The organism is Clostridium sp. FP1 (genome assembly GCF_011065975.2).
GTDB classification, from domain to species: Bacteria; Bacillota; Clostridia; order Clostridiales; family Clostridiaceae; genus Clostridium_AD; species Clostridium_AD tagluense.
This window is the reverse complement of the sequence record NZ_JAAMNJ020000001.1, coordinates 1,987,661-2,013,184: the sequence shown is the minus strand read 5'-3', so window position 1 is coordinate 2,013,184 and position 25,524 is coordinate 1,987,661. Positions and strand designations below refer to the sequence as shown.

At 32.2% G+C, this 25,524-nt stretch carries 32 protein-coding genes; 7 read left to right on the top strand and 25 right to left on the bottom strand.

Going from position 1 to position 25,524, the window contains the following annotated elements:
* Positions 1-47: 47 nt before the first annotated feature.
* A complete protein-coding gene (locus G9F70_RS09735) occupies positions 48-1,505 on the top strand; it encodes an ATP-binding protein (RefSeq protein ID WP_224617491.1) in 1,458 nt (485 codons plus the stop codon).
* 64 nt (positions 1,506-1,569) lie between these two features.
* Positions 1,570-3,126 (top strand): leucine-rich repeat domain-containing protein, encoded by a 1,557-nt coding sequence (locus G9F70_RS09730; RefSeq protein ID WP_224617490.1) that lies wholly within the window; start codon positions 1,570-1,572, stop codon positions 3,124-3,126.
* A gap of 175 nt (positions 3,127-3,301) precedes the next feature.
* On the opposite strand, the gene cloSI is transcribed toward G9F70_RS09730, so the two are convergent.
* The 3 genes from cloSI to G9F70_RS09715 all read right to left on the bottom strand — a co-directional run bounded on the left by cloSI (position 3,302) and on the right by G9F70_RS09715 (position 7,077).
* Positions 3,302-4,888, bottom strand: coding sequence for a clostripain (gene cloSI / locus G9F70_RS09725; RefSeq protein ID WP_164945650.1), 1,587 nt, complete (start codon positions 4,886-4,888; stop codon positions 3,302-3,304).
* Between the two features lie 106 nt (positions 4,889-4,994).
* Complete coding sequence (locus tag G9F70_RS09720) at positions 4,995-6,323, bottom strand: methyl-accepting chemotaxis protein (RefSeq protein ID WP_224617489.1); 1,329 nt, start codon at positions 6,321-6,323, stop codon at positions 4,995-4,997.
* Between the two features lie 163 nt (positions 6,324-6,486).
* On the bottom strand, positions 6,487-7,077 hold the full coding sequence (locus tag G9F70_RS09715; RefSeq protein ID WP_224617488.1) for an acetylglutamate kinase: 591 nt from the start codon (positions 7,075-7,077) through the stop codon (positions 6,487-6,489).
* 429 nt (positions 7,078-7,506) lie between these two features.
* On the opposite strand from G9F70_RS09715, the gene G9F70_RS09710 reads away from it, so the two are divergent.
* Positions 7,507-7,743, top strand: coding sequence for a hypothetical protein (locus G9F70_RS09710; protein WP_164945651.1), 237 nt, complete (start codon positions 7,507-7,509; stop codon positions 7,741-7,743).
* A 152-nt stretch (positions 7,744-7,895) separates the two neighbouring features.
* Here G9F70_RS09710 and G9F70_RS09705 read toward each other — a convergent pair whose 3' ends face one another.
* Positions 7,896-8,489: a manganese efflux pump MntP family protein gene (locus G9F70_RS09705; protein WP_164945652.1), complete on the bottom strand. Its 594-nt coding sequence runs from the start codon at positions 8,487-8,489 to the stop codon at positions 7,896-7,898.
* A 271-nt stretch (positions 8,490-8,760) separates the two neighbouring features.
* On the opposite strand from G9F70_RS09705, the gene G9F70_RS09700 reads away from it, so the two are divergent.
* Positions 8,761-9,324 carry an ABC transporter permease gene (locus tag G9F70_RS09700; RefSeq protein WP_224617487.1) on the top strand — a complete coding sequence of 188 codons (564 nt, stop codon included), beginning with the start codon at positions 8,761-8,763 and terminating at the stop codon, positions 9,322-9,324.
* Between the two features lie 134 nt (positions 9,325-9,458).
* On the opposite strand, the gene G9F70_RS09695 is transcribed toward G9F70_RS09700, so the two are convergent.
* Positions 9,459-9,776: a hypothetical protein gene (locus G9F70_RS09695; protein WP_164945654.1), complete on the bottom strand. Its 318-nt coding sequence runs from the start codon at positions 9,774-9,776 to the stop codon at positions 9,459-9,461.
* A 160-nt stretch (positions 9,777-9,936) separates the two neighbouring features.
* On the opposite strand from G9F70_RS09695, the gene G9F70_RS09690 reads away from it, so the two are divergent.
* Positions 9,937-10,515 (top strand): C40 family peptidase, encoded by a 579-nt coding sequence (locus tag G9F70_RS09690; RefSeq protein ID WP_164945655.1) that lies wholly within the window; start codon positions 9,937-9,939, stop codon positions 10,513-10,515.
* 22 nt (positions 10,516-10,537) lie between these two features.
* On the opposite strand, the gene G9F70_RS09685 is transcribed toward G9F70_RS09690, so the two are convergent.
* The 15 genes from G9F70_RS09685 to G9F70_RS09615 all read right to left on the bottom strand — a co-directional run bounded on the left by G9F70_RS09685 (position 10,538) and on the right by G9F70_RS09615 (position 20,184).
* On the bottom strand, positions 10,538-11,296 hold the full coding sequence (locus tag G9F70_RS09685; RefSeq protein WP_164945656.1) for an N-acetyltransferase: 759 nt from the start codon (positions 11,294-11,296) through the stop codon (positions 10,538-10,540).
* A 265-nt stretch (positions 11,297-11,561) separates the two neighbouring features.
* Positions 11,562-11,780, bottom strand: a complete 219-nt coding sequence (locus tag G9F70_RS09680; protein WP_164945657.1) for a DUF3955 domain-containing protein — start codon at positions 11,778-11,780, stop codon at positions 11,562-11,564.
* Positions 11,781-12,129: 349 nt separating this feature from the next.
* Positions 12,130-12,492 (bottom strand): DUF1667 domain-containing protein, encoded by a 363-nt coding sequence (locus G9F70_RS09675; protein ID WP_164945658.1) that lies wholly within the window; start codon positions 12,490-12,492, stop codon positions 12,130-12,132.
* Positions 12,489-13,730 (bottom strand): NAD(P)/FAD-dependent oxidoreductase, encoded by a 1,242-nt coding sequence (locus G9F70_RS09670; RefSeq protein WP_263484288.1) that lies wholly within the window; start codon positions 13,728-13,730, stop codon positions 12,489-12,491. The genes G9F70_RS09675 and G9F70_RS09670 overlap by 4 nt, the downstream gene beginning before the upstream one ends.
* On the bottom strand, positions 13,721-15,190 hold the full coding sequence (locus tag G9F70_RS09665) for an NAD(P)/FAD-dependent oxidoreductase (protein ID WP_164945659.1): 1,470 nt from the start codon (positions 15,188-15,190) through the stop codon (positions 13,721-13,723). The genes G9F70_RS09670 and G9F70_RS09665 overlap by 10 nt, the downstream gene beginning before the upstream one ends.
* A 38-nt stretch (positions 15,191-15,228) precedes the next feature.
* The gene (locus G9F70_RS09660) at positions 15,229-15,414 is read right to left on the bottom strand and encodes a cysteine-rich CWC family protein (RefSeq protein ID WP_164945660.1); all 186 of its coding nucleotides are present in this window, start codon (positions 15,412-15,414) and stop codon (positions 15,229-15,231) included.
* A 101-nt stretch (positions 15,415-15,515) separates the two neighbouring features.
* A complete protein-coding gene (locus G9F70_RS09655) occupies positions 15,516-16,127 on the bottom strand; it encodes a DNA-3-methyladenine glycosylase (protein ID WP_164945661.1) in 612 nt (203 codons plus the stop codon).
* 110 nt (positions 16,128-16,237) lie between these two features.
* On the bottom strand, positions 16,238-16,426 hold the full coding sequence (locus G9F70_RS09650; RefSeq protein WP_164945662.1) for a hypothetical protein: 189 nt from the start codon (positions 16,424-16,426) through the stop codon (positions 16,238-16,240).
* 86 nt (positions 16,427-16,512) lie between these two features.
* On the bottom strand, positions 16,513-16,713 hold the full coding sequence (locus G9F70_RS09645; protein WP_124999943.1) for a DUF1657 domain-containing protein: 201 nt from the start codon (positions 16,711-16,713) through the stop codon (positions 16,513-16,515).
* A gap of 44 nt (positions 16,714-16,757) precedes the next feature.
* Positions 16,758-17,111, bottom strand: a complete 354-nt coding sequence (gene spoVAE, locus G9F70_RS09640) for a stage V sporulation protein AE (RefSeq protein ID WP_124999941.1) — start codon at positions 17,109-17,111, stop codon at positions 16,758-16,760.
* A gap of 21 nt (positions 17,112-17,132) precedes the next feature.
* The gene (gene spoVAD / locus G9F70_RS09635; RefSeq protein WP_164945663.1) at positions 17,133-18,134 is read right to left on the bottom strand and encodes a stage V sporulation protein AD; all 1,002 of its coding nucleotides are present in this window, start codon (positions 18,132-18,134) and stop codon (positions 17,133-17,135) included.
* Entirely contained in the window at positions 18,135-18,614 is a 480-nt protein-coding gene (spoVAC, locus tag G9F70_RS09630; RefSeq protein WP_164945664.1) for a stage V sporulation protein AC, read from the bottom strand. It abuts the gene before it with no gap.
* 11 nt (positions 18,615-18,625) lie between these two features.
* A complete protein-coding gene (locus G9F70_RS09625; RefSeq protein ID WP_164945665.1) occupies positions 18,626-19,486 on the bottom strand; it encodes a DUF421 domain-containing protein in 861 nt (286 codons plus the stop codon).
* Between the two features lie 13 nt (positions 19,487-19,499).
* Positions 19,500-19,706 carry a DUF1657 domain-containing protein gene (locus tag G9F70_RS09620; RefSeq protein WP_164945666.1) on the bottom strand — a complete coding sequence of 69 codons (207 nt, stop codon included), beginning with the start codon at positions 19,704-19,706 and terminating at the stop codon, positions 19,500-19,502.
* Between the two features lie 277 nt (positions 19,707-19,983).
* Positions 19,984-20,184 carry a hypothetical protein gene (locus G9F70_RS09615; protein ID WP_124999932.1) on the bottom strand — a complete coding sequence of 67 codons (201 nt, stop codon included), beginning with the start codon at positions 20,182-20,184 and terminating at the stop codon, positions 19,984-19,986.
* Between the two features lie 240 nt (positions 20,185-20,424).
* Here G9F70_RS09615 and G9F70_RS09610 point away from each other — a divergent pair, with 240 nt between their 5' ends.
* Positions 20,425-20,568 (top strand): hypothetical protein, encoded by a 144-nt coding sequence (locus tag G9F70_RS09610; RefSeq protein ID WP_164945667.1) that lies wholly within the window; start codon positions 20,425-20,427, stop codon positions 20,566-20,568.
* 148 nt (positions 20,569-20,716) lie between these two features.
* Here G9F70_RS09610 and G9F70_RS09605 read toward each other — a convergent pair whose 3' ends face one another.
* The 5 genes from G9F70_RS09605 to G9F70_RS09585 form a co-directional block, all read right to left on the bottom strand.
* Positions 20,717-21,307, bottom strand: coding sequence for a manganese catalase family protein (locus tag G9F70_RS09605; protein WP_164945668.1), 591 nt, complete (start codon positions 21,305-21,307; stop codon positions 20,717-20,719).
* Positions 21,308-21,310: 3 nt separating this feature from the next.
* Positions 21,311-21,598 carry a spore coat protein CotJB gene (locus G9F70_RS09600; protein WP_124999927.1) on the bottom strand — a complete coding sequence of 96 codons (288 nt, stop codon included), beginning with the start codon at positions 21,596-21,598 and terminating at the stop codon, positions 21,311-21,313.
* A complete protein-coding gene (locus G9F70_RS09595; RefSeq protein WP_224617486.1) occupies positions 21,598-21,852 on the bottom strand; it encodes a spore coat associated protein CotJA in 255 nt (84 codons plus the stop codon). The genes G9F70_RS09600 and G9F70_RS09595 overlap by 1 nt, the downstream gene beginning before the upstream one ends.
* A 247-nt stretch (positions 21,853-22,099) precedes the next feature.
* Positions 22,100-23,557, bottom strand: a complete 1,458-nt coding sequence (locus G9F70_RS09590; protein ID WP_224617485.1) for a hypothetical protein — start codon at positions 23,555-23,557, stop codon at positions 22,100-22,102.
* A gap of 270 nt (positions 23,558-23,827) precedes the next feature.
* Positions 23,828-24,913, bottom strand: coding sequence for a glycosyltransferase (locus G9F70_RS09585; RefSeq protein ID WP_164945669.1), 1,086 nt, complete (start codon positions 24,911-24,913; stop codon positions 23,828-23,830).
* Between the two features lie 302 nt (positions 24,914-25,215).
* On the opposite strand from G9F70_RS09585, the gene G9F70_RS09580 reads away from it, so the two are divergent.
* Positions 25,216-25,488 carry a hypothetical protein gene (locus G9F70_RS09580; protein ID WP_164945670.1) on the top strand — a complete coding sequence of 91 codons (273 nt, stop codon included), beginning with the start codon at positions 25,216-25,218 and terminating at the stop codon, positions 25,486-25,488.
* Positions 25,489-25,524 lie beyond the last annotated feature (36 nt).

Here is a 25,524-nt window from a genome sequence, read left to right as displayed (position 1 = left end):
TGTAATTTTTGAAGATAAATTTTTATTGGGAAATGGAGATATGTATTATGGTTAAGAGTAGAAGTAGACGAACTATGGTATTAGGATACTTTTCAATTGCTTGTTTATCATTAATTATAATATTATTTAGTATTTATAGTATGAATAAAGTAAGTAAAGAATGTGATTTTATTATAAAAAAAATACTCCCAGCAAAAACATTTTCAACAGAAATTTTAACAGCAGTAATTAATGAAGAAACAGGTATTAGGGCTTATATTATTTCAGAAGACAAAAAATTTTTAGAACCCTATTATTTAGGAAATAAACAATTATGGGGATATTATAATTCCCTGTATACTTTAAAGGATACGGCATTGGGCGTTAAAATTACTAATCAACTTAATGAACAGGTGAACTCTATTCAAATGTTTTTTAAAGAGCAAATAGCTTTAGTCGATAATGGCAAATCAAATGAGGCGAAATTGAACCTAGAGCAGGGTAAAAATTTAGTTGATAAGTTTAGGGATTCTGATAATGTATTAATAAATAAAATTGATTTAGAAGTAAATAGTTCACTTAACAAAGTTGCAAATGCTCAGAAATTTCAGAAATACCTGTTGATTTTTTTAGGTAGTGTACTTACTTTGGTTAATTTTATGTTTATCAGATATATATGGAATTATACCTATGAAGAAGTTAAGAAAAAAAATGAAATGAATAATGAGCTACAAAAATTACTTATTTCACAGGAAGAGTTTACTGCAAATATTTCACATGAACTTAAAACACCATTAAATGTAATTTCTTCTGCAGTACAATTAGTTCAAATGTATTGCTATAATGGTTCACTAGACGAAAGACGTGAAACAATTAGTAAATACCTTGACTCAATGAAACTAAATTCCTATAGGTTATCCAAACTTATAAATAATATAGTTGATTCATCAAAAATCCAAGCAGGATTCTTTAAATTGAACTTATCAAATAACAATATAGTCCAAGTTGTAGAAGAAATAGTTCTGTCTACAAGCAATTTTACTGGCAGCAAAGGCTTACATATTATTTTTGATACAGATATAGAAGAAAAAATTATTGCATGTGACCCAGAAAAGATAGAGAGAATAGTATTAAATCTTATATCAAATGCGATAAAGTTTTCAGATAAAGGGGGTAAAATATTTGTAGATGTTAAGGATAAGAATGAATTTGTTGAAATATCAGTCAAAGATAATGGCATTGGCATTGAAGAAGAGAACTTGGTTACGATATTTGATAGATTTAAACAGGTAGACAAATCACTATCAAGAAATGCTGAAGGTACAGGTATTGGCCTTAATTTAGTTAAGTCAATTGTAGAATTACATGGTGGTCGTGTATATGCTAAAAGTGAATTTGGGAAAGGAAGTAAGTTTACAGTTATGCTTCCTTCTGGAAAGGTACTTCATGAAAATACGTTATATGGTAGCAAAATGAAAAGTGGAGATGAAAATATACGAGTGGAGCTTTCCGATATTTATTTATAATATTCTTATAGAACTAAAACACTAAAACCATGGCGGACATTATTACAAATGGGGGATTAAGAACATGAGAAACGTTTCTTATATAAAATTTAAGCGGTTAACTATTTTAATTATTATTTTATTTAGTATTAATATTGTTGGTTGTAGTTCTGTTGAAAACGCGTTTTTAAATAACGCCACCCATCAAAAATCTGTAAGTGAACAGATTACAGAAAGTACAATTATTACATTCCCAGATAAGAATTTAGAAAAGACAATAAGAGATGAGCTACAATGCCCTACTGGCGATATATTACTGGGATATGTTAATAAAATAACAAACTTGAAAAATACTAAAGACAAACATATTACGAATCTTTCAGGGCTAGAAAATTTTATTAATTTGTCTTCTTTAAGTTTAAGCAATAACCAAATTAGCAACATAGAACCTCTAGAGGGATTGACTAAATTAACTGCTTTAGATTTATCTTTTAATAAAATTAGCAACATCGATTCTTTAGAAGGATTGACTAAATTGACTAGTTTGAATTTATCTGCTAATAAAATCAAGGATTACTCCCCAGTCTATGCTTATTATAAAAATCTAAAAAATACAGATATTGCCAGTGCGGTCATTACTCCTAAACAAGAAGCTGTAAATGTTCAAGTTGCAGTGAGTACAGTTATTACCCACAAACATAACCCAACAAATATAAGTGATCAGATTGCAATGAGTACCATTGTTATTCCTAAACATGAACCAACTAATGCAAGTGATCAGGTTGCAGTGAGTACCTTTGTTACTCCTAAACATGAACCAACCAATGCACGTGATCAGGTTGCAGTGAATACTGTTGTTTCTCCTAAACATGAACCAACTAATGCACGTGACCAGGTTGCAGTGAGTACCTTTGTTACTCCTAAACATGAACCAACTAATGCAAGTTACCAGGTTCCAGTGAGTACCTTTGTTACTCCTAAACATGAACCAACTAATGCAAGTTACCAGGTTGCAGTGAGTACCGTTGTTATTCCTAAACATAAAACAAGGAATGCACGTGATCGAATTGCAGTGAGTACAGTTGTTACTCCTAAACATGAACCAACTAATACAAGTAATCAGGTTGCAGTAAATACATTAGTTACTTCTAAACATGAACCAACTAATGCACGTAATCAGGTTCCAGTGAGTACAGTTGTTACTCCTAAACATGAACCAACTAATACAAGTGATCAGGTTGCAGTAAGTACCGTTGTTACTCCTAAACATGAACCAACTAATCTATGTGATCAGGTTCCAGTGGGTACCGTTGTTACTCCTAAACATGAACCAGCTAATGTATGTGATCAGGTTCCAGTGGGTACCGTTGTCACTCCTAAACATGAACCAACTAATGTATGTGATCAGGTTCCAGTGGGTACCGTTATTACTCCTAAATATGAACCAACTAATGTATGTGATCAGGTTCCAGTAAGTACAGTTGTTACTCCTAAACATGAACCAACTAATGCACGTGATAAGATTGTAGAGAGTACAGTTGTTACACACCCTGATGAGAATTCAGAGAAATTAGTAAGAGACACTATACAACATCCTACTGGGGATATTTTAAAAAGTGATTTTGTAATTTACAACCATTGATGTATTTTATTGTCTTTCAAATGATAATATTTTTACAAATGGGGTGTCTTTATTTTTATAGAATTTTCCTAGCTTGAGGGCTATGTTGACGAGACCCCATAAACAAAATGTAAGCTTCTGTATTATCCTTTTTAAGCTAATACAAAAGCTTACATAAAATAAGTAATTTAAATTTTTACCATTGGTATCCGTTATCTCCGCCATTGTCACCGTTGCTACTATCGAACCAACAATCAAGCAGTTCAAACCAATTTCCAATATCATTTATTTTAGGAGTTTGTCCATCTTTGCACCAATTTAATTTACCATATAAATAATCTGGTTGAAGTATGGTTGTATCTATAGAATTGTACCATCTTTGTCCCTTCCACTCTGAATAGCTTGTATTTGCAGTTACATCTCTGTACATTTTATTTCCGTCTGGCAAGAAAACACTTAACCCCGTTTTCCCTTCTGTGAATCCTTTGAATTTTTTCCCAGCATAAGAATAAACTACTACATCATCTACATTTTGCATCACAGTTGTGGCTAATTTTTTAATAGAAGTACTAAAAGCACTGTCTGTACTTATTGTTCTACACAAGTCATATAAGTCAAAGTAAGGATAGGATAGCCACTCTCTTTTATCATTTTCATCAAAATAATGAAGAAGCGTTGTCTTTTTTTCAGTTCCTCTAAGTCTTTCTATATCTGCTTTCTTATTTTCTTCCCATAAACTTATAGCCATTTTATCAACAGAATTCTTTAAAATTTCTATTTTTGAAAGGTCAAAACAGCTTAAAACTTGATTATTTTCTTTTGCAGACTCAGCAGCATCTCTTTGTTCTTCTACCATTAGAGCACCCAATTGTAAATCTGTAACTGTAGAAGGATCAAAATTTTGTTCTTTTCCTTTTAACGTTAAATCAGTCTCTGAAGTTCTTCCACCACCAGCTTTTAGACGTTTAAATATATTATCATACTTAAATCCTTCGCTCCAAACTATTGGTGCAGACGCTACCATAACATTTGCTTGGAACCCGCCATTGCCAGGTCTATATTGATATGCTATTTCAGCAGCACCCATTAAACAAGCATCATATGCTAGTACATTCACTGATTCATCATTGGTCAGTACATCTGATATTTCTCCAGTATATAAACAGTCCTCATCATTTGTATCATCCCAACATACTGCCTTTGGATTTTTAGGCTCTTGTACTGACTTATCGTTTCTTACTCCACCACCATGATTAGACATAATAAGTGCATATTTATCTGCTGGATAATTTGCTTTGCAGGAATCTATAAATTTCTTAAGGGTTTGTGCATCTCCCATATTTGCTTCATACTCACTAGTTTTTGTTATCTCAGGAAAATTTTTTCCACCTTCAATTCTTACCACTTTATTATTTTCAATTTTATACATCCTCGCATCCGAAAAATTTTCTCCAAGTACAGTTTCATCATCTGAATAATCTGGTGTTCTATCCACCAAAGCAATCACGTTTAAGTCTGAATTATCTACATATCCAACCTTCATTTCCTCTATATCCTGAAGTAAGCCTTGCTCTAAATTATTATCTGCGTCGCTATAAACCATCACTGTCAGTTTCTTGTTTGGAGCCTTTGCCTCTGTTTTGGCTACCTGCACCCCTTGTATATTACTTTCTTTTATGTTATTTTTAAACATCTTATCCAATGCCTTTACTGGAATATAGCCAAATAATGTGGTGGTTAAAAACGCACAAATTGTAATCGCTGTGATTTTTTTACTAATCATTAAATTAATCCCCCTTTTCCATTTACTGTTTGTGGAAATTTTAGCATGATATATATTCATTGTCAAGAATGTTGTGAATTTTAAAACAATTTATATATAAACAATATTAACTACAAACAACTTCTTCACTACTTGTAGCTGTTATTTCAGTAATAGTTGCAACGGAATCTATAAGTTTTACTATTTGCTCAGAACTTGCAACTTCATCCTTTTTAATATCTGCTATTTTATTAATATCTTTTGATATTTGCTCAATTGCATTTATAATACTAACAAAAGTTTCATCTGTTTCCTTAGCTACAAAAGCTCCATGTTCTACTACCTCTTTACCAAAATGCATTGAATCTACAGCTCTATCTATTTGAACCACCATTTCATTTATCAATGAAGATATTTCATTTGCTCTAGTATTTGTTTGCTCTGATAGTTTTCGAACTTCATCTGCTACTACTGTAAATCCTTTTCCATGCTCTCCAGCCCTTGCAGCTTCAATAGCCGCATTTAAGGCTAACAAATTAGTTTGAGAGGAAATATTGTTAATTGTGTTTATAATTCCACTAACTTGTTTTGATAATTCATTTAACACCTTTAATATAACTTCTGTGTCCATTGATGTTTTATTAATATTTTCAATAGCTTCAACAGTTTCCTTAACTTTAGTTCTTCCTTGCTTTGCAGCACTCACAGTATCCCGAGAATTGTTTTTAGCAATAAGAGCTTTGTTCTCAGCTATTTGAACTAAGCTTGAAAGTTGAACTAAAACTTCTGATGTTTCTATTATTGAATTATTTTGATTCTCTGCATTAAAGGCAACGTTTTGTATATTCTCAGCAATTTGTTCCGTTGATGAAGTTATTTCTTCAGTCGATGCAGATATTTCCTCAGAAGCTGCTGCCAGTTCCTTCGCACCACTTCTAACTCTACTTATTATATCTGATTGGTCTTTAATCATTAGATTAAAACATTCCCCTAAAGTTTGAATTTCATCTTTAGTAGTTATTTCAGCTCTAACTGTTAAATCGCCCTCACCAGCTTTTACCATTAATTTTTGTAAAATCTTAATAGGTTCTATTATTTTTTTTGTTGTGAAAAAATACGATAAAAGCATTGCAATAAATAACGATATTAGCGCTATTGCTATTATATTTTTCTTTATAGCTACAACTACTTTATTATCAAGCATTAAAGGATAGGCAATTGCAATAATAGTTCCACCTGATTTTTTAGACTTGAAAACTCCACTTTGAGCTCTAGATTCTTTTAAAGCCTGCTTAACATAATCACGATCTGAAAAATCATAATCTTCATTATCATTGCTAATAACGCCTTTAGCATTAATATCTGTAATAAATAAATTTTCTATTGTATCATTATTTTCCTTTTGAAGTTTAGCTAAATATTCCACGCCACTAGAATGAAGTTTATTATCTACCAATATTTACATTAACTTTAATCTTTTTATCTCATTTAACCCTTTACGTCATTAAAACAAGCATTGTAATTATAATGCTTGTTTTTTCGTATATGAATAGAACTAAACCGTTAAAAACGGTAGCAGCTGAGTGCTAATTGCAGCAATTTAAAAACTATTTTATAAATTAATAAGAAAACTGTTTAATAATACCCTCTGCCATCATATCAGCCATTTCTAGAGCTTGACTTTCAATTTTGTCGTAAACTTTGATGCCAGCTGCGTAATCTTTGGTAAGCATTGCAACTGCTTCTGCTTTAACAAGTGCTAAATGCTCATGTAGCATTGCTTTCCAACTTTCCCTTGACCAATAAGGATTGATATAACTTAGGAAACTAGCTATCTCATCTGCATTTTCATACCACTTTTTTTCTGCTTCAGTGGCTGATTTGTTATCTCCTGCTTTAGCTGCTTTTACAAGCTGTGCTGCTATAACAAGATGGCTTTTTAATAAATCACTGAATTTTGAAGCAATTTTGTCTCCATAGAAAAACTTCAATGTATTAGCAAAATCTACTGGATTTTGTAGTAGCCGATTAACAACCATTTCTTCATCCGGCAACCCAAAAACCATGCTAGTTATGGCCATTCTTGTCCAGGCTCCATGCTGTTCCCAAAGCATACGCATGGTATTCATTAAATCTAATTCTGCCTTAGTAATTTTCATTGGATTAGAGTAAAACCCTCCACGGAAATATTCATATGGATATAAATACATACTTACTACCACTCCTAAAATCATTATAAATTATTTTATGGTTGTATAAACAAAATTGTTCCTGTCAAATAGGAAATTGCTAATTTCATGAAATTTATGACATTATCGAACATTTCCATAATGAGGTTAAACGTAGATTTATTAATACTTTGCAGCGTTTTTTACATGTAAATCAATAAATATTGTTATATGTTGCTAATCTTTTGAAGGACGGTAGTGTACCTCATAAGTTAAAGCACCTACAGGAGTTTTAAAAGTCTAGTAAATTCATTTGCACTGAAGTTTGTTACAATGCTTAAACAATGAGAAATAACTGGATCAGTGTTGTGAATTTGCGTTTGAAAACAAATATCAATTGATATTTGTTTTTATCTGCGCTATATTAAGTTGGTCTAATAAGTATCAGAGAAACATAAGGGGGAACTTGTTATGAAAATCAGAGCAATAATAGTAGCAGTAGCCTTAGCCGCCGTATTTACGGGGTGTGCTAAGAAAGCAGAACCAACAATTGCAAACAAAACAGATGTTGTTACATCGGCATCTTTTACAAAGAATCCAGAGGTTTTAGTTAAGGGAATGGGCAAAGATGGGAATTGGATTATTGGTATAACTGATAATATGACTACAGAGGATGAGTTAGTATTGTTCAGGCTACATTACATATAAAAAATTTAAATTAATTCGCGGTTTTCAAAAGCAAGGTCAAGAATATTCTAAATGCTCATAATTCACCATTAAAGAAATTTTCAAATACTTTAATCCTCATATTTGATAAAAATCTCTTTAGATTTCATAATATTTTCTTACGACTCTTATCCCTAAAAATTGATCAATCCTAAATGATTAAGCAAAAGTTTAGTTCCCATAATTATTAAAATGAGCCCACCTCCAAATTCTGCTTTTGATTTATATACTGCACCAAATACATTTCCTATCCTTACACCGATCATTGACAATGTAAAAGTAACAATTCCAATAAAGGAAACTGCTAAAGCAATATTTACTTTAAGAAAGGCAAAGGTTACACCTACCGCTAAAGCATCAATACTTGTTGCAATTGCTAAAACAGACATATTTTTAAAATCAAGGGAATCATCCCTATCCGCATCAGCCAAAGATTCAACTGCAATCTGACATTTACTTTTTCTCGAATCTACAATCATTTTTATACCGATAAATCCAAGCAGTACAAATGCTATCCAATGGTCAATAAATGTAATTTTATCTTGAAACTGTATTCCTAAATAATAGCCAATCAAGGGCATACCTGATTGAAATGTTCCAAAGTAAAAACTTACAATTCCTGCTTTCCTAATACTAATCTTCTTCATTGATAATCCCTTACAAATAGCTACTGAAAAGGCATCCATTGATAAACCAACTGCAATAACAAACAATTCAAGCAAACTCATGATTTATTCCCCTTTATTTAAATTTTAGTTACAAAAAAAGACTTATCTGCAGTCTTTCTCTGCAGATAAGTCTCGTTATTTAAAATAAAGCCAGATAAATCTTATCAGTATGTTGACTTTATTGCACAATTTTTTTTGTGTTAACTACTCCCCTATCTTATTAATAAGTATATAGTATAGTACATATATTGTCAATATATATAATATTTGGTTTTCAAAATTCATTGTCCATATTGGTCATTTCAACAGTTATTTCACATTTTTTTACTAATTGGAGCATTATGCAACCTCTATTCCAAATACAACCTTAGTAAAAAACCCATTGTTAGATTTCAGCATGCTGGCTCTTCCTGTAAGCCGCGCTAAATTAGCATTGGCAAAACTTGTAGTTTTAATCAGTTATTTAAGTGTGCAACTTTTTATATTCTTCCTTTTCTTTATAGTGGCAGGGCTTTATACCACCCATGTAACAAAAGTTGCCGAAGGGATACCTGTGCTCTATATTCTTAAATGGAGTGCAATTTTAATGCTTTCTGCTATTCCGGAAGTCACTATTATGTGGATGATAACTACTATTATTGAAAAACCGATTTTATCCATGGACCTTAACCTGCTCTTTGTAATACCTGCCGTATTAGTTGGAAATACCACCTTATGGACTGCCTATCCGTTTTGCTATAGCGGTGTTATGGTATCAATTGAGATGCAACGGATTGTGCGGGGTTTAACAGTTTTAGATTTTGACATTTACAAACTGCTTTTGTGTGCTATTCCCATCCTTATTTGTTCAGTATTGATTACTGTATGGCGATTGGGCAAAAATGAGATGACCTAAATAAAATAGAAGTTGTATAAAAAAATGTGATTAAAAAATGCTGGATAGCAACTAACCCTCTATCCAGCATACTTATCTATTAATTAACAATTAAAAATAATTTCCACACCTTATAATTGATAATCATAATAAATTTACAAATAATATATTTTTCCACTGCATTTTACCTCTGAGTCTTCTTCATACTCTTCATAATCAATATATGCACCTTTAAGCTCTATAACATTTTCCTGTATATCAAATGCTTCTATACTTATAGTTTCTATTACATTATTTTCATTAACACAGGTAGCCAAGGATTCATAATAATCTTCTTCTGAATTATATATAATTACTGTATTTAATATTCTAAATCTTTTTTCCCTTCTAATCATTCTATCCTCACTTAAAATTTCTTCAAATCCAACTCTTTCTACTCCATCATTGTTTTTATCTTTAAATAAAAAACTCATTCCTATTACTCCCTTTCTGCAATTACTTTTTAACTATTTTATATATATTGTAATATAGATTCTGCAATCTTGCTAATTTTTCTAAACATTTTAGAATATTATTTGAAATGGTACAGTAATTTAATATAAGGTATCTTAAATCACCGGAGGGGGAGAAATTATGAGAAAAACTCTAAAAAAAAGAAATCCAATTGCGCTTTGGCATGTAACCTTTATTCCTGTAACAGCATTAATATATATGATTTTTATTGTTTTCTCGAATTTTGAAACTCCACTAAACAAGGCCCTATATATTGCAAATGGAAAGCAATACCATGCATTAGTAACTGGAAATGATTTAGTATCCTATTCAAATGCATTTTTAGGGATGCAGTATTTATGGGGCGGTACAACACCAGCAATATCTGACACTAGTGGGAAGTATATAAGTGGAGGATTCGATTGTTCAGGGTTTGTTCAGTATATCTACAAAAACTTTGGGATAGATTTGCCTAGAACATCTATGGACCAGATAAACCAGGGTAGATCTGTTACTATAAATAATCTTGAAAAGGGCGATTTAGTTTTTTTTATGACAAATCCAGCTCTACCTCATGAAGTTTCTCATGTTGGAATGTATATTGGGAATAATAAATTCGTACATTCTCCTAACGCCTGCGATGTTATAAAAATATCTGAATTAACTGGGTATTACAAAGATAAATTTGTAATAGGTAAAAGAATGATTAAATATACGTAATCATTGCCCTGTAGTTTCAAAATTATAAACCCTTTCCCTCAAGAAATTTTATAAACTTACTGTCCGATAATATTTCATTGGTTACAAATTCACCCTCATAAAAAAGACTATATGTTGTAAATGGTGAAGGTGCATTCTGTGCCTCATCTTTTGTTTGATACTTTAATAAAGCGAAGTTAATACCTCTTGCCTTAGCAATTTCAGCAATCAAAGGTGCGTATTTTTCAGTGTGTGGACATTGGTTTGAATAATATAAAACTATACCCTTCTTATCAGTTATCCCGTCTTTACAGCACTCCTTAAATTTTGGTTTTTCTGTGCTTTTTTCAAAAGGAAGATACAGCAGTTCAAAGTATGGTTCCGCTCTGTCACATACTTCAAAACCTTTATATTTCAAGTATTTAGGATCTGATAAAAAGGGCATTTTCTTTTTTGATGAAAGAACGGCAAGACCTTTTTTACCCTTGAGCTTTGCATCACTTATACATTCTTCTAGCAGCTTGTTTGCATAACCTTGCCCTTTAAATTTCCCTGAAACCCAAAAACAGTTTATAAACATATATTCCTCAGCTATTATTGGGCACCATGCATTTTCAGCAGGTATATATTCAACAAATACCTTTCCCCGTACATCAAGCTTTTTAAACATAAGTCCATCATTGTAGCACCCTTTTAGCCAAGCTTTTTTAGATGAAATACAACATTCACCTTTTTTATCAGTGATTGCACAACAAATGTGCTCAGTATCAATATTTCTATTATCAACGTTTATAATATTCATTTTGATTTACCTCTCTCTCTAAAAGTATTACCATTTGGTGGTAAGTTCTTATTCTTAACTAAACTTACTGCAAAATTTCACATCTTATTTTTAAAATTTTCATTAACCCCATTTTATCATATTAACTTTGCTAAATTAAGATAATATTGTCACATTAGAAATTAAAAATGATACCACCCTACTGGCAAGTGTCAAAAAAAAAATGGATAAGCACTAAATGCCCATCCATCATTTAAATCAAAAATTTCAATTTAAGTCCAAATATTTATTTTTCAATTTTTTTAGAATTACGAGAGAATGACACTCTGCTTACTGCTAGTACAAGAATTATACCAATAGCCAAGAATAAGTAACTCATTGGTATTAAATAAAAGGGTTCTAAAAGAGTACCATCTGGAGCGACTTCAGATCCGATTATGTTATAGGCAACCATACAAGCAGCTCCTATAATAAATGGTATTAAAGTTAAATATTTTTTCTTCATTGCAAACTCCTTTCCCGCTTTTCAGCTATAAAAATTATTTTCATACATTACATTTTAATTAAGTATTAACCATAGCATATCACATTATTTATTGTTTATCAATATATTTTTAATGTTTATTGGTATATATTTATTATTAATCAACATAAGCCTTGATTATAATTTAAAAAACACACAAAAAAATTATGCCAATATAGATTAGTATAAATGCAATTAATAACAACAACTAAATATAGTTTTCCAAACGTCTTTTTAGGTACTTTTAAAACAAAGTAATTTTTTCATTAAAAAGCCATATTTTCAACTAGATAAATGAAAATATGGCTTTTTATATATTAGTCTTAATGATTTATTTCTTATCTATAGACTTTGTAGCAATAATGTCTACGCCAAGCCCTAACACATTGTAGATAAGCACTTGTTCAATTTTTATAGGTGCATCAATTTGTATGTTTTTAATCTCTTTCATAACATCAAATATCTTGTCTTTAGGAACACCTATTGTGGTTCTTACACTAACAAGGGGCATTTCTCCATTATTTACTTTAACTAATGATGAAATAGTTCTTTTAGGATTTTGTATTTCTTGGGAGGCATATGCTATTCCCTTTTTACAACAAGCTCCAATCACTTTTTTGATAACTTTTTCTTCTAATTCTAAAGTTAATTCGCAGCCATTTGGACAAATTATGCATGTCATTTCTCTATTCATTTTGCTACCACCACCCTAATATTTTCACTGCTAATAATATCTTCTTTTTTTAATGTTAAGTGTATCATCTCTGCAGGATTTAATTTTTTAAAATTTGTTAATTTGATCACTTTTTCACCCTGCTTAATTTCTATAGCACCATCTCTTGAAGGTCTACTCACCCTTAAAGTTATTTCTACATCTTGCTTTCCACTTATTTTTTGTGGAACTACATTATTAACAGTTTCATCTGTTGTTATTAAAATATGGCTTTGATTTTGCTTTTCATTTCTTATATATTTTGCTGCTGCCTCTGCAAGATTTTCACCTTCAGCAGATACAAAATCTACTAAATCATGCACATGAAGCACATTACCCCCTGCATAAATTCCTTCTACGCTAGTTTGTAAATTTTCGTCCACAATAGGCCCTTTAGTTTTTGCATCAAGTTTTATTCCAGCTTTAAGAGTTAACTCATTTTCAGGAATAAGTCCAACAGATAGTATTAATGTATCACATTGATACTCTTTTTCTGCTGCTGTAATAGCTTGTCCATTGTTATCTAATTCACTTACAGTTACTGATTTTAATCTTTCTTTTCCTTTAATATTTGTTACTGTATGATTTAAATATAAGGGAATATTATAGTCATTTAAACATTGTTCTATATTTCTTGAGAGTCCACTAGGATAAGGTAGTTTCTCTATTACGGCCAATACTTTTGCCCCTTCTAGGGTAAGTCTCCTTGCCATTATAAGTCCTATATCTCCAGACCCTAATATAACAATTCTTTTCCCAACCATAATATTTTTTATGTTCATGTAGCTTTGGACTACTCCGGCAGTAAATACCCCCGCCGGTCTTGTGCCAGGTATACCTATAGCGCCTCTTGTTCTTTCTCTACAACCCATGGCCAGCACTACTACTTTAGATTTATATTTTTTTAGCCCCCCTCTTGTAACTGCTGTAACCTCCTTGTTATTTGTAAGATTTATTACAGTTGCTCCTGTTTGTAATTCAATATTTGCTTTTTTTACCTGCTTTATAAATCTATTAGCATATTCGGGACCACTAAGAGCCTGCTTAAATCTTGTTAAACCAAATCCATCATGAATACATTGTTTTAATATTCCACCAAGTTTTTCTTCCCTTTCTAATATTAAAACGTCTTCTATACCTTTTTCTTTTAATTTTAGAGCTACTGCAAGTCCAGCTGGTCCACCACCAATTATAATTGCTTCCTTTTGAATTACTTGCATTGTCTTACCTCCCCTAAAAACATCTTTCCATATTTTCTCAAATAAGTTACTTCATCAACTTTTACATTTTTTTCTTTCATAATGATTTCTGCAATTCTAGTTTGGCAATATCCACCCTGACATCTTCCCATCATGGATCTTGTTCTATATTTAATACCTGTTAATGTATCTACCCCTAATGGATTATTTATTGCTTGCAAGATTTCTGCTTTTGTAATATTTTCACATCTGCAAATAATTTCCCCATAATCAGAATTTTCTTTTATCAGTGTGTCCTGTTTTTCTTCAGATTGTTCTATAAGTTTTACTATTCCCTTTCTAATAGGATTGAAATTTATATTTTCTTTTAAGGTTTCCCTATTTTTAATTTTTTCGACTACATACTCTGCAATTGGAACAGCGCAAGTGAGTCCTGGAGATTCAATTCCTATTAAGTTAATTACATTAGGTATTTCTTTTCTTTCTTCTATTACAAAGTCTACATATCCACCTTTTTCCTTACTTACAAGTTTTGGTCTTATGCCTGAGAAATTTCTGATGAAATGTTCCCTTTTGATTTGAGGCAATATTTTTGTACCCTCTTTTATAAGCATGTTCATAATATCCTCAGTTGAAGAATAGTTATCATTTTCATCTATATAATAAGCACTTGGCCCAATAAATATATTGCCATGAATTGAAGGTGTAAGATGTACGCCAAGACCACCTTCTTTCTTATTAGGAACTGGATAGACTGGAATTTCAAGAAATTTGCCTAGGCTTTGATCAATAATAAAATATTCTCCTCTACATGGATATATTGTATAATCTGTAACACCAACCATTCTTGCTATTTTATCAGAATTTAACCCTGCACTATTAATTACCCATCTACTAAAATAGATTTCTTTATTTTTTGTAATAATCTCATATCCATTTTCTTTTCTTTCAATATTAGTTACTTCTCTATCAAAATAAAAATCCACACCATTTTGGCAAGCATTTTCTGCTAATGCAATTGTATATATAAATGGATCTAGTATTCCTGTCATGGGTGAATATAAAGCTGCTACTCCTTCTACATTAGGTGCTAATTCCTTGATTTTTTCACGGGATACAATTTCGAGACCTGGAACTCCATTTGCATCTCCTTGTGCTTTTAATGCTTTTAGTCCTTCCATATCTTCCTTACTAAAGCCTACTACTAGCTTTCCTGTTCTTTTAAAAGGTATATCTAACTCCTTTGCCACTTTGTCAAAGCCCCTGCATCCCTTAACACAAAATTTTGCCATAAGTGTTCCAGGCTTGCTGTTAAATCCTGCATGAAGTACTCCACTGTTTCTGCCACTTGTCTCACATACTACATCTAGCTCTTTCTCTAACACACCTACACTCAAATCATATTTTGAAAGTTCCCTTGCAATTGCACTACCCACTACACCTGAGCCAATAACGACTACATCATATTGTTGTTTTTTCAATTACATCACCCCTTACTTTTCTTCAAAAACATTTTCTCTTACTTCTGATACTTTTCTAAACAAGACTTACATATGCAAGCTTTACCCCTTTTATCACTTGGAATTAATTCTAATATGTACTTTGGAAATTCAACTGTATCGCACCAACATCCACCTTCACCGTGTTTACAATTATTATCTTGTCCACAAAGTGGACATATTTTCGCTACTTCATTTATACTCATTATTATTCCTCCTTCAAACATTTTAACCCCCTTTATTAATTATATATTTATTCCACATTTAATATCAATATAAAATGATATTTGTTTTACTTGTATTAATATTATTTTACAGATACCCAAACATTATCTTTTATATAAAATCTCCATTTAAATTCCTTTGCTTCTTCTGCATAATCAATTCCAATTCTTTTAGCTTCTATAATCTCAATTTTTTCTTTATCCATTGATTCTTCTATATAAAGGTTACCTGCACATAAATCTTGTTTGTTATTTTCTTTATTTATATTCATCGCTATACACAGTTTAGAGGGACCCGAAGACAAGTTTTTAAATTGAGCTTTTGTTAATTCATTATAAACTTTATTAAATCTTAACTTTGACATTTCCTCTATTCCGTCTATTGGCTCAATTGCTCTAATTAAAACTCCTTCTGGTGATCCTTCTTCTTTTGTTATTACATTAAAACAATGATACATACCATAAATAAAATATACATATGCGATTCCAGGTTTACCATATAAGGCTTCTAATCTAGGTGTTTTTTTTCCTCCGTAAGCATGAGAAGCCTTATCTATTGAACCAATGTATGCTTCTGTTTCAACTATCTTTCCTTTTAACTTTACTCCATTAACTTGGTGTACAACTACTTTACCTAAAAGTTCCTTCGCAACCTGCAGAGTTTCTTTAGCATAAAATTCTCTAGTAAGTTTCACCACAAATCACCCCTCATAAATATGTTTTAGCATATTATAAATTTTAGTTTATATCAAATTTATATATAAGACAAATCTTATATCCCTTCAGTGGAGTAGTTTTGAGATTACTAAACAGTTTTATTTACCCATAGCAAGATGCATATACTAAGGCACATAGCTGTAATAGCAACAAAAGAAATAATCTTAAATGCCTTCTTATCCCTTCTTGTTCCTATTATCACAGATGCTAAAAATACTACCTCCATAACTGGTAAAATAAATATTAACATGTTTTCAAAGGTTATTTTAATTGACATTTCACACCTCCTTATATTTACCCTGTTATGAAACAAGAAAATTAAAGAACTAATGGAATGTCTGCCATTTCATTAGTCCTTTAAATCTACTTATATTGAGGTTCTTGTCCCTGAATATATTGTTGTCGTCCTTTTAAAATCTCTAGTGTACAATCAAGTTGTTCTGCTATTTGTTTAAAATCATTTTTTGCTTGCTTATCTTCTGTTTCTAGAGAAAAAGTCTTCATTGTAGCAGAAGCGCTTTGCAGTCCAGCAATTGCTTGTTGCATTTGAGTTCCTACAGTCATAGTTTTCACCTCCCTTAAATCATCTCCTGGATCGTTAAATATATTTATCCTTTGGGCTTAAATATTATAGCAGCAATAAACCCAAAAGTTATCGCGGCAGAAATACCAGAACTTGCTGTTTTTAACATACCAGTAAATATGCCTATAAATCCTGTTTTTTCAGCATCAATTAAGGCACCTGTTACAAGAGTATTTCCAAAACTACTTATAGGTATAAATGCACCTGCACCTGCTATTTTTATCAAAGGCTCATATAAACCTAGTCCTCCTAGAATTGCTCCAATTACAACTAATGTGCAGGTAGTATGTGCAGGGGTAATCTTTAATATATCCATTATAAGTTGCCCAATAACACAAATTAGACCACCTATTACAAATGCAAAAATAAACTTTTCCATAATTAAACTCACACCTCTTTTTTACATTTCTATAGAAACTGCATGAGCAATACAAGGTATGCTTTCCTTTTGTTGATAGGATATTGGGGACATTAAAGCACCTGTTGCAACAATTAATATTCTCTTTAATTCCCCTCGACGCATACGGTTAAGAAAATGCCCATAAGTTACAGTAGCAGAACAGCCACATCCACTACCGCCAGAAAAAACTGGTTGATCCTTTTTATATATTAAAAGTCCACAGTCTGTAAATATATTTGATGGCATTTCGGTGCCATGGTTTTTTAATAAACTAATAGCAAGTTCATGTCCTACCTTGCCTAAATCACCAGTAGCGATAAGATCATAATAGGAGGCATCAACATTTAAATCTCTAAAATGTGCTTCAATGGTATCTACAGCCGCTGGGGCCATAGCCGCTCCCATGTTAAATGGGTCTGAAATGCCCATATCTATTACTCTGCCTATGGTAGCTGAAGTAATCTTAGGTCCAATTCCATCTTCGCCAAGGACCGCAGCTCCAGCTCCTGTTACTGTCCATTGCGCAGTAGGCGGTTTTTGTCCACCGTACTCTGTAGGATATCTAAATTGCTTTTCTGCAGCTGCATTATGGCTACTTGCAGATGCTATAACATATTTAGCCGCCTTACTTTCTATCAATTGAGCTGCTAGGGCTAAACTTTCCATGGAACTAGAACAAGCACCAAAGACCCCTAAAAAAGGTATCCCCAAAGTTCTTGCAGTAAAACTACTAGAAATAATCTGGTCCATTAAGTCTCCACTTATGAAAAAATTGATATCTTCTTTTTTTATGCTTGATTTTTTTATTGCTCTTTCGCAAGCATGTTCCAGAAGAACCTTTTCTGCTTTTTCATAGCTATCCTGTCCAAGCCATAAATCTTCATGAAGTATATCAAAATCATCAGCTAAAGCACCATCAGCTTCAAAAGGACCACCAACTGCGGCTGATGCTAATATTGTAGGTTTAGAATTGAAAATCCATGATTGATGTCCTTTAAGCATTTACATCCTCCCCAACCATATTATTGTGATTTTTATGGTAGCAACTACAAAAGCAGAAAATACGCCATAAACAATGATTGCTCCAGCAAGTCTGAACATATTTCCAGCCACTCCAAGTACATACCCTTCGCTTCTATGCTCAATTGCAGCAGAAGCTATAGAATTAGCAAAACCTGTAACTGGAACAGCCGATCCAGCTCCGGCCCATTGGCCCAGGTGATCATAAACTCCAAGTCCAGTAAGCAAAGCTGACACAAAGATTAAAACTATTGAAGTTGGACTAACTGCTGTTTTTTCATTAAAATTAAAGTAGGTGATAAAAAATAATTGTAGGCATTGACCAATGATGCATATAGTTCCACCTACAAGGAATGCTTTAATGCAATTTTTTAAAATAGGTCTTTTAGGTTCTATCTTTTTCACCAATTTATCATATTGCAGCTCCGTTGGCGTTAGTTTTTTCTTTTTCATATTGGACATTATTTCACCTTCTAACGTAATAAATAGGGTTCTAATTTTTCCAAGACCCTTTTTAAATTTTCAGTATTTTTTGAGTACATTGATTTTGCTGCTTCATTTTTTGTTTCTAAAGCAAATGACATAAGGTCTGCCTGACATTTTTGAATACTGGCATATAGCATTTCTTTAATCTGTGTTTTGGGGACTTGAATTAAATCATCAAAAAGATCCAAATACAAATCTCCTGAAGAATCTACTTGACCGATAAAAACATTTTCAAGTGCTACTCCTTTGTTTTTAAGCTCTGTTTTAAGCCACCCTTGATTTAATCCAATATTGGTAAGCCCTTCATTCAACATATTTCCATCTAAGATAACTGTTTGTGATTCAGCCTTCGATGCAATTTTTTTTCCTAAATCATAGGAGGTAACAGGTTTTTTATCAGCTTTTAAACTAATATTTATATCCCCTGTTGTTTCCATAATAGCAAATTCAACATCTGCCAAATTAAATGCCTTTTGGCAACGTAATTCTTGTATAAACTCTTGCCCAGTCATTCTTTCTTTAGCTAAATTATCTTCCATAACTTTACCATTTTTAATTAGAACTCTTTCCTTACCATTCAGTATGTTATAAATCCATTTACTTTTCATGGAAGCATAATCTAAAATAATAGGCATTAGAACCCAAACAGCTAACGCAGTTAATCCAAAATATATATTTGTAATTATGCCCAATGAGATTAATGTAACTATAAGAGCAATGACTACATAAGAAATAAAGTCAAAGGGGGTACTTCTAGATAAATTTTTTTTCTTCATAAATCTTGTTAAAACTAATGTTAAAAAAAATATAATTATTGAGTTTAATAATATTATTAACCAAGTATTCATTATTTCACCTCACTTAGTCGCCTTTGTACTGGGGCTCTTGAAACTCTATAGAACCCACTCTTTTTTCTAAATCTTTTTTTATTTTATTTATTTCTTGGAATGCCTCAGTGTAAATAGCCTTAGCTTCTTCATCCCGTTCCTGCAATGAATATAATCTTAAAGTAGCTTCTGAACCCTTTAGGGTGGCTAATGTTTGTTTTACCTTCGACATAACAGTCACATTAAAACCTCCTTTTAAAAATAAATTATTTTCTAACATAGTTTAACTAATATACATAAATATAATTCATTTATATTAAAATAAAAAATTCTTGATAAACTATATACTACAATTTTAATTTCTGATTTTTTTATTTTAAAAAAGATGACTCTTGTTCAATGAACAAAAATCATCTTTTTAATTCAGATTAGAGTTTTTTAAAATTGTCCACAGAGGATGTGACGAGTCACTTTTATCCTAATAAATTATATGCCTTCTAATAATTGAATTAGGATACCTAGCTATATTGCTTTCCGTCATGTGTATTTAATAATTCTTGTAATTTCTTAGCTTGCATTGCAGATTGTTCTGCAAATTCCCTGAATGTATTACTTACTTCTTCTTCTGATACTTCTCTTGCAAATGATTGATAGTCTCTAGTATTTTCTTGTGCGTCTAATAATTTTTTCATAATAGTATCTCTAGTGTTCATTTCCATTTTAATCACTCCTTCGGCAGTATATTTCCACAAAAGTTATCTTTTTATGTATTTTAAGTTTTACTATCTGAAAAATCAATAATTCTTTAGTTTAGAACTGTTATTAAATCAATAGGCATATAAAATGAATTTTTGGTCATTATAATATTTAAAGATCATTAAGATAAATATATGTTTGCGTAAATTTTAAATTAGTTTATGTATCCTAAAAGTAAATAACAACATGAAAGGTGAGATAATATGAGTAATAAGTTAACTGTAACCAAAAATAAGATGGCTACATTAGGTATCAAGAAAAATGAACAAAACGATTACGAATATATTAATCCTGAAGATAAGACTAAATCTAAATATAAGTCAGTCAAAAAGGAAATTAAATACTAAATTGAATTTTTCATGTATCTATATAATTGTAATTTAACCTGGTGACAAAATGATTAAGCCTATGATTTATGATTATGAACAAAATAATGAGATAAAAAAATATATATAGTTGTTAAAAAAACCTCAACAACTATATATATTTTAAATTTTAAACTGGTTTATGCATTATAAATAAATGTGGTTCTTGTAGATGATCCTGAACAATTCTTAGAGCTTCACCGAATCTTTGATAATGAATAACTTCTCTTTCTCTTAGAAATTTTAAAGGTTCTATTACATCTGGATCATCAGCCATACTAATTAGGTATTCGTAGGTAGCCCTTGCCTTCTGTTCTGCAGCTAAATCTTCAGTAAGATCTACAATGGGATCCCCTTTTGATTGAATATATGATGCGTTAAAAGGAACGCCTGATGCACTTACAGGGTATATTCCTCTACCATGGTCAGCATAGTAGCCACTCATGCCACCTTTTTGAATTTCTTCTAGCGTTGCGCATTTCATTAATTGACGAACCATGCTTCCAACCATTTCTAAATGAGCTAGTTCTTCAGTGCCTATATCATTACATGTTGCTATAGCTTCGGGAGTTATCATAGAAAATCTCTGACTTAAGTATCTTAATGATGCACCTAGCTCACCGTCTGGACCACCATATTGAGTGATAATAATTTTTGCCATTTCTGGATTAGGAGTTTTAATTTTTACTGGGTATTCTAGAAATTTATCGTATGTCCACATAAATTACACTTCCTCCTTTTCAAACATAAAATTAGCTTCATTTTCCCAAGGCCAGGGTTCGCTTATCCATTGCCATGGGTATGGGCTTAAGGAGTTAAGTTGAGTTAACATGCCGTAATTCATCTCATAGTTTTCTTTTAGTCCTCTCCATTGCATAATGTAATTATTATACTCTACAACAGCTTCTCTATCCAGTGGATGAGTATTAAGGAACAAAGCTAAGTCTATCATCATAAACCGCGTTGCACTAATCTGTTTTAACATTTCCATTTTATTCATTTCATTTCTCATTAGATTCGCTCCTTTTGAATTGTTTCCAATTTACATGGTCTACTTTTTTTGTCCTCACCTTTATAAGGACTGTAAAGTTCGGGAAAAGCAGTTCCTCTTCTAAGTGCTTCTACTGGCGTAAACACAGCGCAAAGGAATTGGAATGGAACATATGCAGCAGCTAGCCTAACATTTTCAATTATAGTTTCTTGTGGTATACAATTGCTCATTTCTTCGACTTTGGACATTTTTTTTCCTGTATCAGTCTGCTTCAATTTAAACCTCCAGAAAGTATTTACTACATAATATTATATGCAAACATTGAAAAAAGTGAGTATATTTTTCAATTAAAAATAACACAATTTCCATCTCCATGAAATTAAATTGTATAATCTAGCTCTTCACCATCAGGTAATAAAACAATCTAGATATTATCTAAAAAAAGGCTACCTAAGATAAGTAGCCTTTTAAAGCTTGAAATTATTTTATAATCTGTTACTTTTAAAATTGAACTTAATCCTACTAGACAATTCTGAAAATAGATACAGTTCCAATAGGTCCGGATAAACCTACTAATACTATACTAATAGGACCACTAGAATTATTAACAAATCTGAAAGTTTCTCCTGCTGTTGCGGCATATACTCTATTAGAACCACTTATAATTGGATTTGTTGCTGTAATAGATATACCGGCAATAACACCACGAAGGGATGATACCAAATCAATCTGTATAGAAACGGTTCCAGGATTTGGAGTAACGGCTATCTTCCAGTCTATTACATAAACTCCTGTTGTATTAACTGTAAAAATACCTGTTGCTGGATTATAACTGAGATCTGGTCCTACAATATCTACAGCATTATAAATAATAGTGCCTCCAACTGGAATTGATAATTCATTTATTGTTATAACACCATTTGCAAAGGAATTAAAACTTGGGCCTGTTGGACCCGTTGGACCTGTTGGGCCTGTTGGGCCTGTTGGGCCTGTTGGACCTGTTGGGCCCGTTGCTCCAGTTGCTCCTGTTGCTCCTGTTGCTCCTGTTGGACCTGTTGGGCCTGTTGCTCCTGTTGCTCCTGTTGCTCCTGTTGGGCCTGTTGGGCCTGTTGGGCCTGTTGGGCCTGTTGGGCCTGTTGGACCTGTTGGGCCCGTTGCTCCAGTTGCTCCTGTTGCTCCTGTTGCTCCTGTTGGACCTGTTGGGCCTGTTGGGCCTGTTGCACCTGTTGCTCCTGTTGCTCCTGTTGGGCCTGTTGGGCCTGTTGGGCCTGTTGGGCCTGTTGGGCCTGTTGGGCCTGTTGGGCCTGTTGGGCCTGTTGGGCCTGTTGGGCCTGTTGGGCCTGTTGGGCCTGTTGGGCCTGTTGGGCCTGTTGGGCCTGTTGGGCCTGTTGGGCCTGCTGGGCCTGTTGGGCCTGTTGGGCCTGTTGGGCCTGTTGCGCCTGTTGGACCTGTTGGACCTGTTGGACCAGTAGGACCATCTGCACCTGTATTACCAGTAGGACCTGTAGGACCTGTAGGTCCGGTTGGCCCAGTTCTTCCCGTTGGCCCAGTTGCTCCAGTAGCACCTGTAGGTCCGGTAGGACCCGTTGGCCCAGTTGGCCCAGTTGGCCCAGTTGGTCCAATTATACATGCTGGGAAGCAATGCTTACAACAACAATCATCTTTGTCATGCTTACAACAATCATCTCTGTCATGTTTGCAACATTCATCTCTGTCATGTTTGCAGCATTCATCTCTGTCATGTTTGCAACATTCATCTCTATCGTGTTTGCAACATTCATCTCTATCGTGTTTGCAACATTCATCTCTATCGTGTTTGCAACATTCATCTCTATCATGCTTACGACATTCATCTCTGTCATGCTTATAATCATCGTCTTTGTCATAACAATTCTGACTATTTATAATAAGATTTCCAGTAGTTCCATCTATCTCGGTACATTGATATTTCTTAGATGAACTATCATTGGATTTACCCATAATATACACCATCCTTATCTATAATACTTTCTTTATATGAACTCATAAAACGTTGACATTGTATTTATATAAAATGCTATTATTTTCTTTGCATAATTTATAATACTGTCCTTACATAGTATGCAAGCACTTTAATTTACGTTAAACAGATTTAATAAAAACTTGCAGTTAAATTCAAAAAAAATATAGCACAAAAATTAATCAGCCTAGAATTTTAGCTGATTAATTTATATATTATATTTTTTATATTATATAAAGTAAAATTTATATTTATAAACTATCTAAATAAAATTTATGATTATTTAATAACCTTTCATCATTAGGCGAAAGCTTAATAGCTTGCTCAGAAAATTCTATTGCTTCAACCATCAGATTTAAATTATAACAACCTAAAGCTGCTAAATCATAAGGAGTATAATCCCAAGCATTTTCATCGTTTGCAAAGTTAAATGTTTTTTTATTGATTTTTAAAGCTTCAGTTGCATAATAATAAACACCAGGCCAATCCTTTTCCCTATAAGCTAATAAAGATAACTCTATATAGGGTTCTCTTAATGAAATAGATTCACTTATGGCTTTATGATACCATTTTTTAGCGTTTAATATTTCTCCCTTTTCACAATATGCTCTTGCAATAAACCTCATAGATGATGCTCTTTCTTCTTCATAATTTGATGTAGGCAGTGATAAATAATCCTTTAAGGTTAAAATGCAATCATCCCAGTTCCTCTCAAACATATACTCTCTACCAAGATAATATGTGTTTCTACTACTATTAGGATTTTCTTCAATAGCCAATTTCAATAATGGAAGATTTAAACTCCTATTTTTTGTTTTATCAGGATAATGATTAACTACCATACCCTTAATATAAACTTGTTTTTGCTCCCCCTCTCCCAAATATTCTAAAATCTCATGTGTTGGGTATATCCATCTATATCCATGTCTTGCATGAATTCTGTCCCAAGTATATTGTACCGCAGGCGAGCCGTCATCATTGACCTTCCAATTATATAGGTATAATCCTCTTGTGGTTTCTTTTGTCCATGCATTTTCTAAATGTTTTCTCCAACCACTCTCAATAACATCATCAAGATCTGCGGATACACAAATATCTATATCATTTGGAATGAATTTTAAGCATTCATTTCTTGAATAATCAAATCGAAAGGGACTCGCATCCATAGAATAAACAATGGCTCCTCTTTCTTTTAGTTTATTAATTGTATTATCGGTAGAGCCTGTATCTACAACTATAACAACATCAGCATCACTAAAGTGATCCATAAAGCGGTCAACAAATTTTTCTTCATTTTTACAGATTGCATATACGCAAACTTTATATTTATTACTCATGTAAAAACCTCCAATAAAATGAATAATACATTTCATTCCATTCTATGCTTACACATAATTATAGGTGACATAGTAAACATGTAAAACTTTGCTATTACATATCCTTACTTTTTCAATTTGAACCCACTGAAAGCATTTATTACATATTATATTAAATCATCTTCTGAAATGTCGTTAACCAAATGCTAGATAAACTCTATGGAGGATTTGTTTATTTTACCAATTCCTTAAAAAATATACACAAATACTATCACCCTTAAGGTCACATTGGAATATTATTATAGTGAAAGGGGGCTTTATACATGAATTCTAGAGAAAAATATCTTGGTAGCAAAGAAGAATTTTATTTTTTCTTAAAAGATGAAGTTATAAAATTATTCAAGGACAAACTAAAAATAGAAGGAACTCGTGTTGTGATACCAGATAATGAAGAATTAGATTATCAAATTAAATTTGATTCAGATGAAAATTATGGTGATTTTACAATTAAAGTTAAATGGGGCGAAAAACCTGAACAAATTGAAGACTTTGAAGAAAATACAAATGATAATGAGGATAATACCTTTGAGTTTTAACAAACTTTAAATTAACATTCCCTGAGGATGCACTAT

Excerpts from the sequence above, each read along its gene's own strand:
- G9F70_RS09735 (WP_224617491.1), top strand. The coding sequence starts at position 48 with ATGGTTAAGAGTAGAAGTAGACGAACTATGGTATTAGGATACTTTTCA.
- G9F70_RS09730 (WP_224617490.1), top strand. The coding sequence starts at position 1,570 with ATGAGAAACGTTTCTTATATAAAATTTAAGCGGTTAACTATTTTAATT.
- cloSI (WP_164945650.1), bottom strand. The coding sequence starts at position 4,888 with ATGATTAGTAAAAAAATCACAGCGATTACAATTTGTGCGTTTTTAACC.
- G9F70_RS09715 (WP_224617488.1), bottom strand. The coding sequence starts at position 7,077 with ATGTATTTATATCCATATGAATATTTCCGTGGAGGGTTTTACTCTAAT.
- G9F70_RS09710 (WP_164945651.1), top strand. The coding sequence starts at position 7,507 with ATGAAAATCAGAGCAATAATAGTAGCAGTAGCCTTAGCCGCCGTATTT.
- G9F70_RS09705 (WP_164945652.1), bottom strand. The coding sequence starts at position 8,489 with ATGAGTTTGCTTGAATTGTTTGTTATTGCAGTTGGTTTATCAATGGAT.
- G9F70_RS09695 (WP_164945654.1), bottom strand. The coding sequence starts at position 9,776 with ATGAGTTTTTTATTTAAAGATAAAAACAATGATGGAGTAGAAAGAGTT.
- G9F70_RS09690 (WP_164945655.1), top strand. The coding sequence starts at position 9,937 with ATGAGAAAAACTCTAAAAAAAAGAAATCCAATTGCGCTTTGGCATGTA.
- G9F70_RS09685 (WP_164945656.1), bottom strand. The coding sequence starts at position 11,296 with ATGAATATTATAAACGTTGATAATAGAAATATTGATACTGAGCACATT.
- G9F70_RS09680 (WP_164945657.1), bottom strand. The coding sequence starts at position 11,780 with ATGAAGAAAAAATATTTAACTTTAATACCATTTATTATAGGAGCTGCT.
- G9F70_RS09675 (WP_164945658.1), bottom strand. The coding sequence starts at position 12,492 with ATGAATAGAGAAATGACATGCATAATTTGTCCAAATGGCTGCGAATTA.
- G9F70_RS09670 (WP_263484288.1), bottom strand. The coding sequence starts at position 13,730 with ATGCAAGTAATTCAAAAGGAAGCAATTATAATTGGTGGTGGACCAGCT.
- G9F70_RS09660 (WP_164945660.1), bottom strand. The coding sequence starts at position 15,414 with ATGAGTATAAATGAAGTAGCGAAAATATGTCCACTTTGTGGACAAGAT.
- G9F70_RS09650 (WP_164945662.1), bottom strand. The coding sequence starts at position 16,426 with ATGTCAATTAAAATAACCTTTGAAAACATGTTAATATTTATTTTACCA.
- G9F70_RS09645 (WP_124999943.1), bottom strand. The coding sequence starts at position 16,713 with ATGACTGTAGGAACTCAAATGCAACAAGCAATTGCTGGACTGCAAAGC.
- spoVAE (WP_124999941.1), bottom strand. The coding sequence starts at position 17,111 with ATGGAAAAGTTTATTTTTGCATTTGTAATAGGTGGTCTAATTTGTGTT.
- spoVAD (WP_164945663.1), bottom strand. The coding sequence starts at position 18,134 with ATGCTTAAAGGACATCAATCATGGATTTTCAATTCTAAACCTACAATA.
- spoVAC (WP_164945664.1), bottom strand. The coding sequence starts at position 18,614 with ATGTCCAATATGAAAAAGAAAAAACTAACGCCAACGGAGCTGCAATAT.
- G9F70_RS09625 (WP_164945665.1), bottom strand. The coding sequence starts at position 19,486 with ATGAATACTTGGTTAATAATATTATTAAACTCAATAATTATATTTTTT.
- G9F70_RS09615 (WP_124999932.1), bottom strand. The coding sequence starts at position 20,184 with ATGGAAATGAACACTAGAGATACTATTATGAAAAAATTATTAGACGCA.
- G9F70_RS09610 (WP_164945667.1), top strand. The coding sequence starts at position 20,425 with ATGAGTAATAAGTTAACTGTAACCAAAAATAAGATGGCTACATTAGGT.
- G9F70_RS09605 (WP_164945668.1), bottom strand. The coding sequence starts at position 21,307 with ATGTGGACATACGATAAATTTCTAGAATACCCAGTAAAAATTAAAACT.
- G9F70_RS09600 (WP_124999927.1), bottom strand. The coding sequence starts at position 21,598 with ATGAGAAATGAAATGAATAAAATGGAAATGTTAAAACAGATTAGTGCA.
- G9F70_RS09590 (WP_224617485.1), bottom strand. The coding sequence starts at position 23,557 with ATGGGTAAATCCAATGATAGTTCATCTAAGAAATATCAATGTACCGAG.
- G9F70_RS09585 (WP_164945669.1), bottom strand. The coding sequence starts at position 24,913 with ATGAGTAATAAATATAAAGTTTGCGTATATGCAATCTGTAAAAATGAA.
- G9F70_RS09580 (WP_164945670.1), top strand. The coding sequence starts at position 25,216 with ATGAATTCTAGAGAAAAATATCTTGGTAGCAAAGAAGAATTTTATTTT.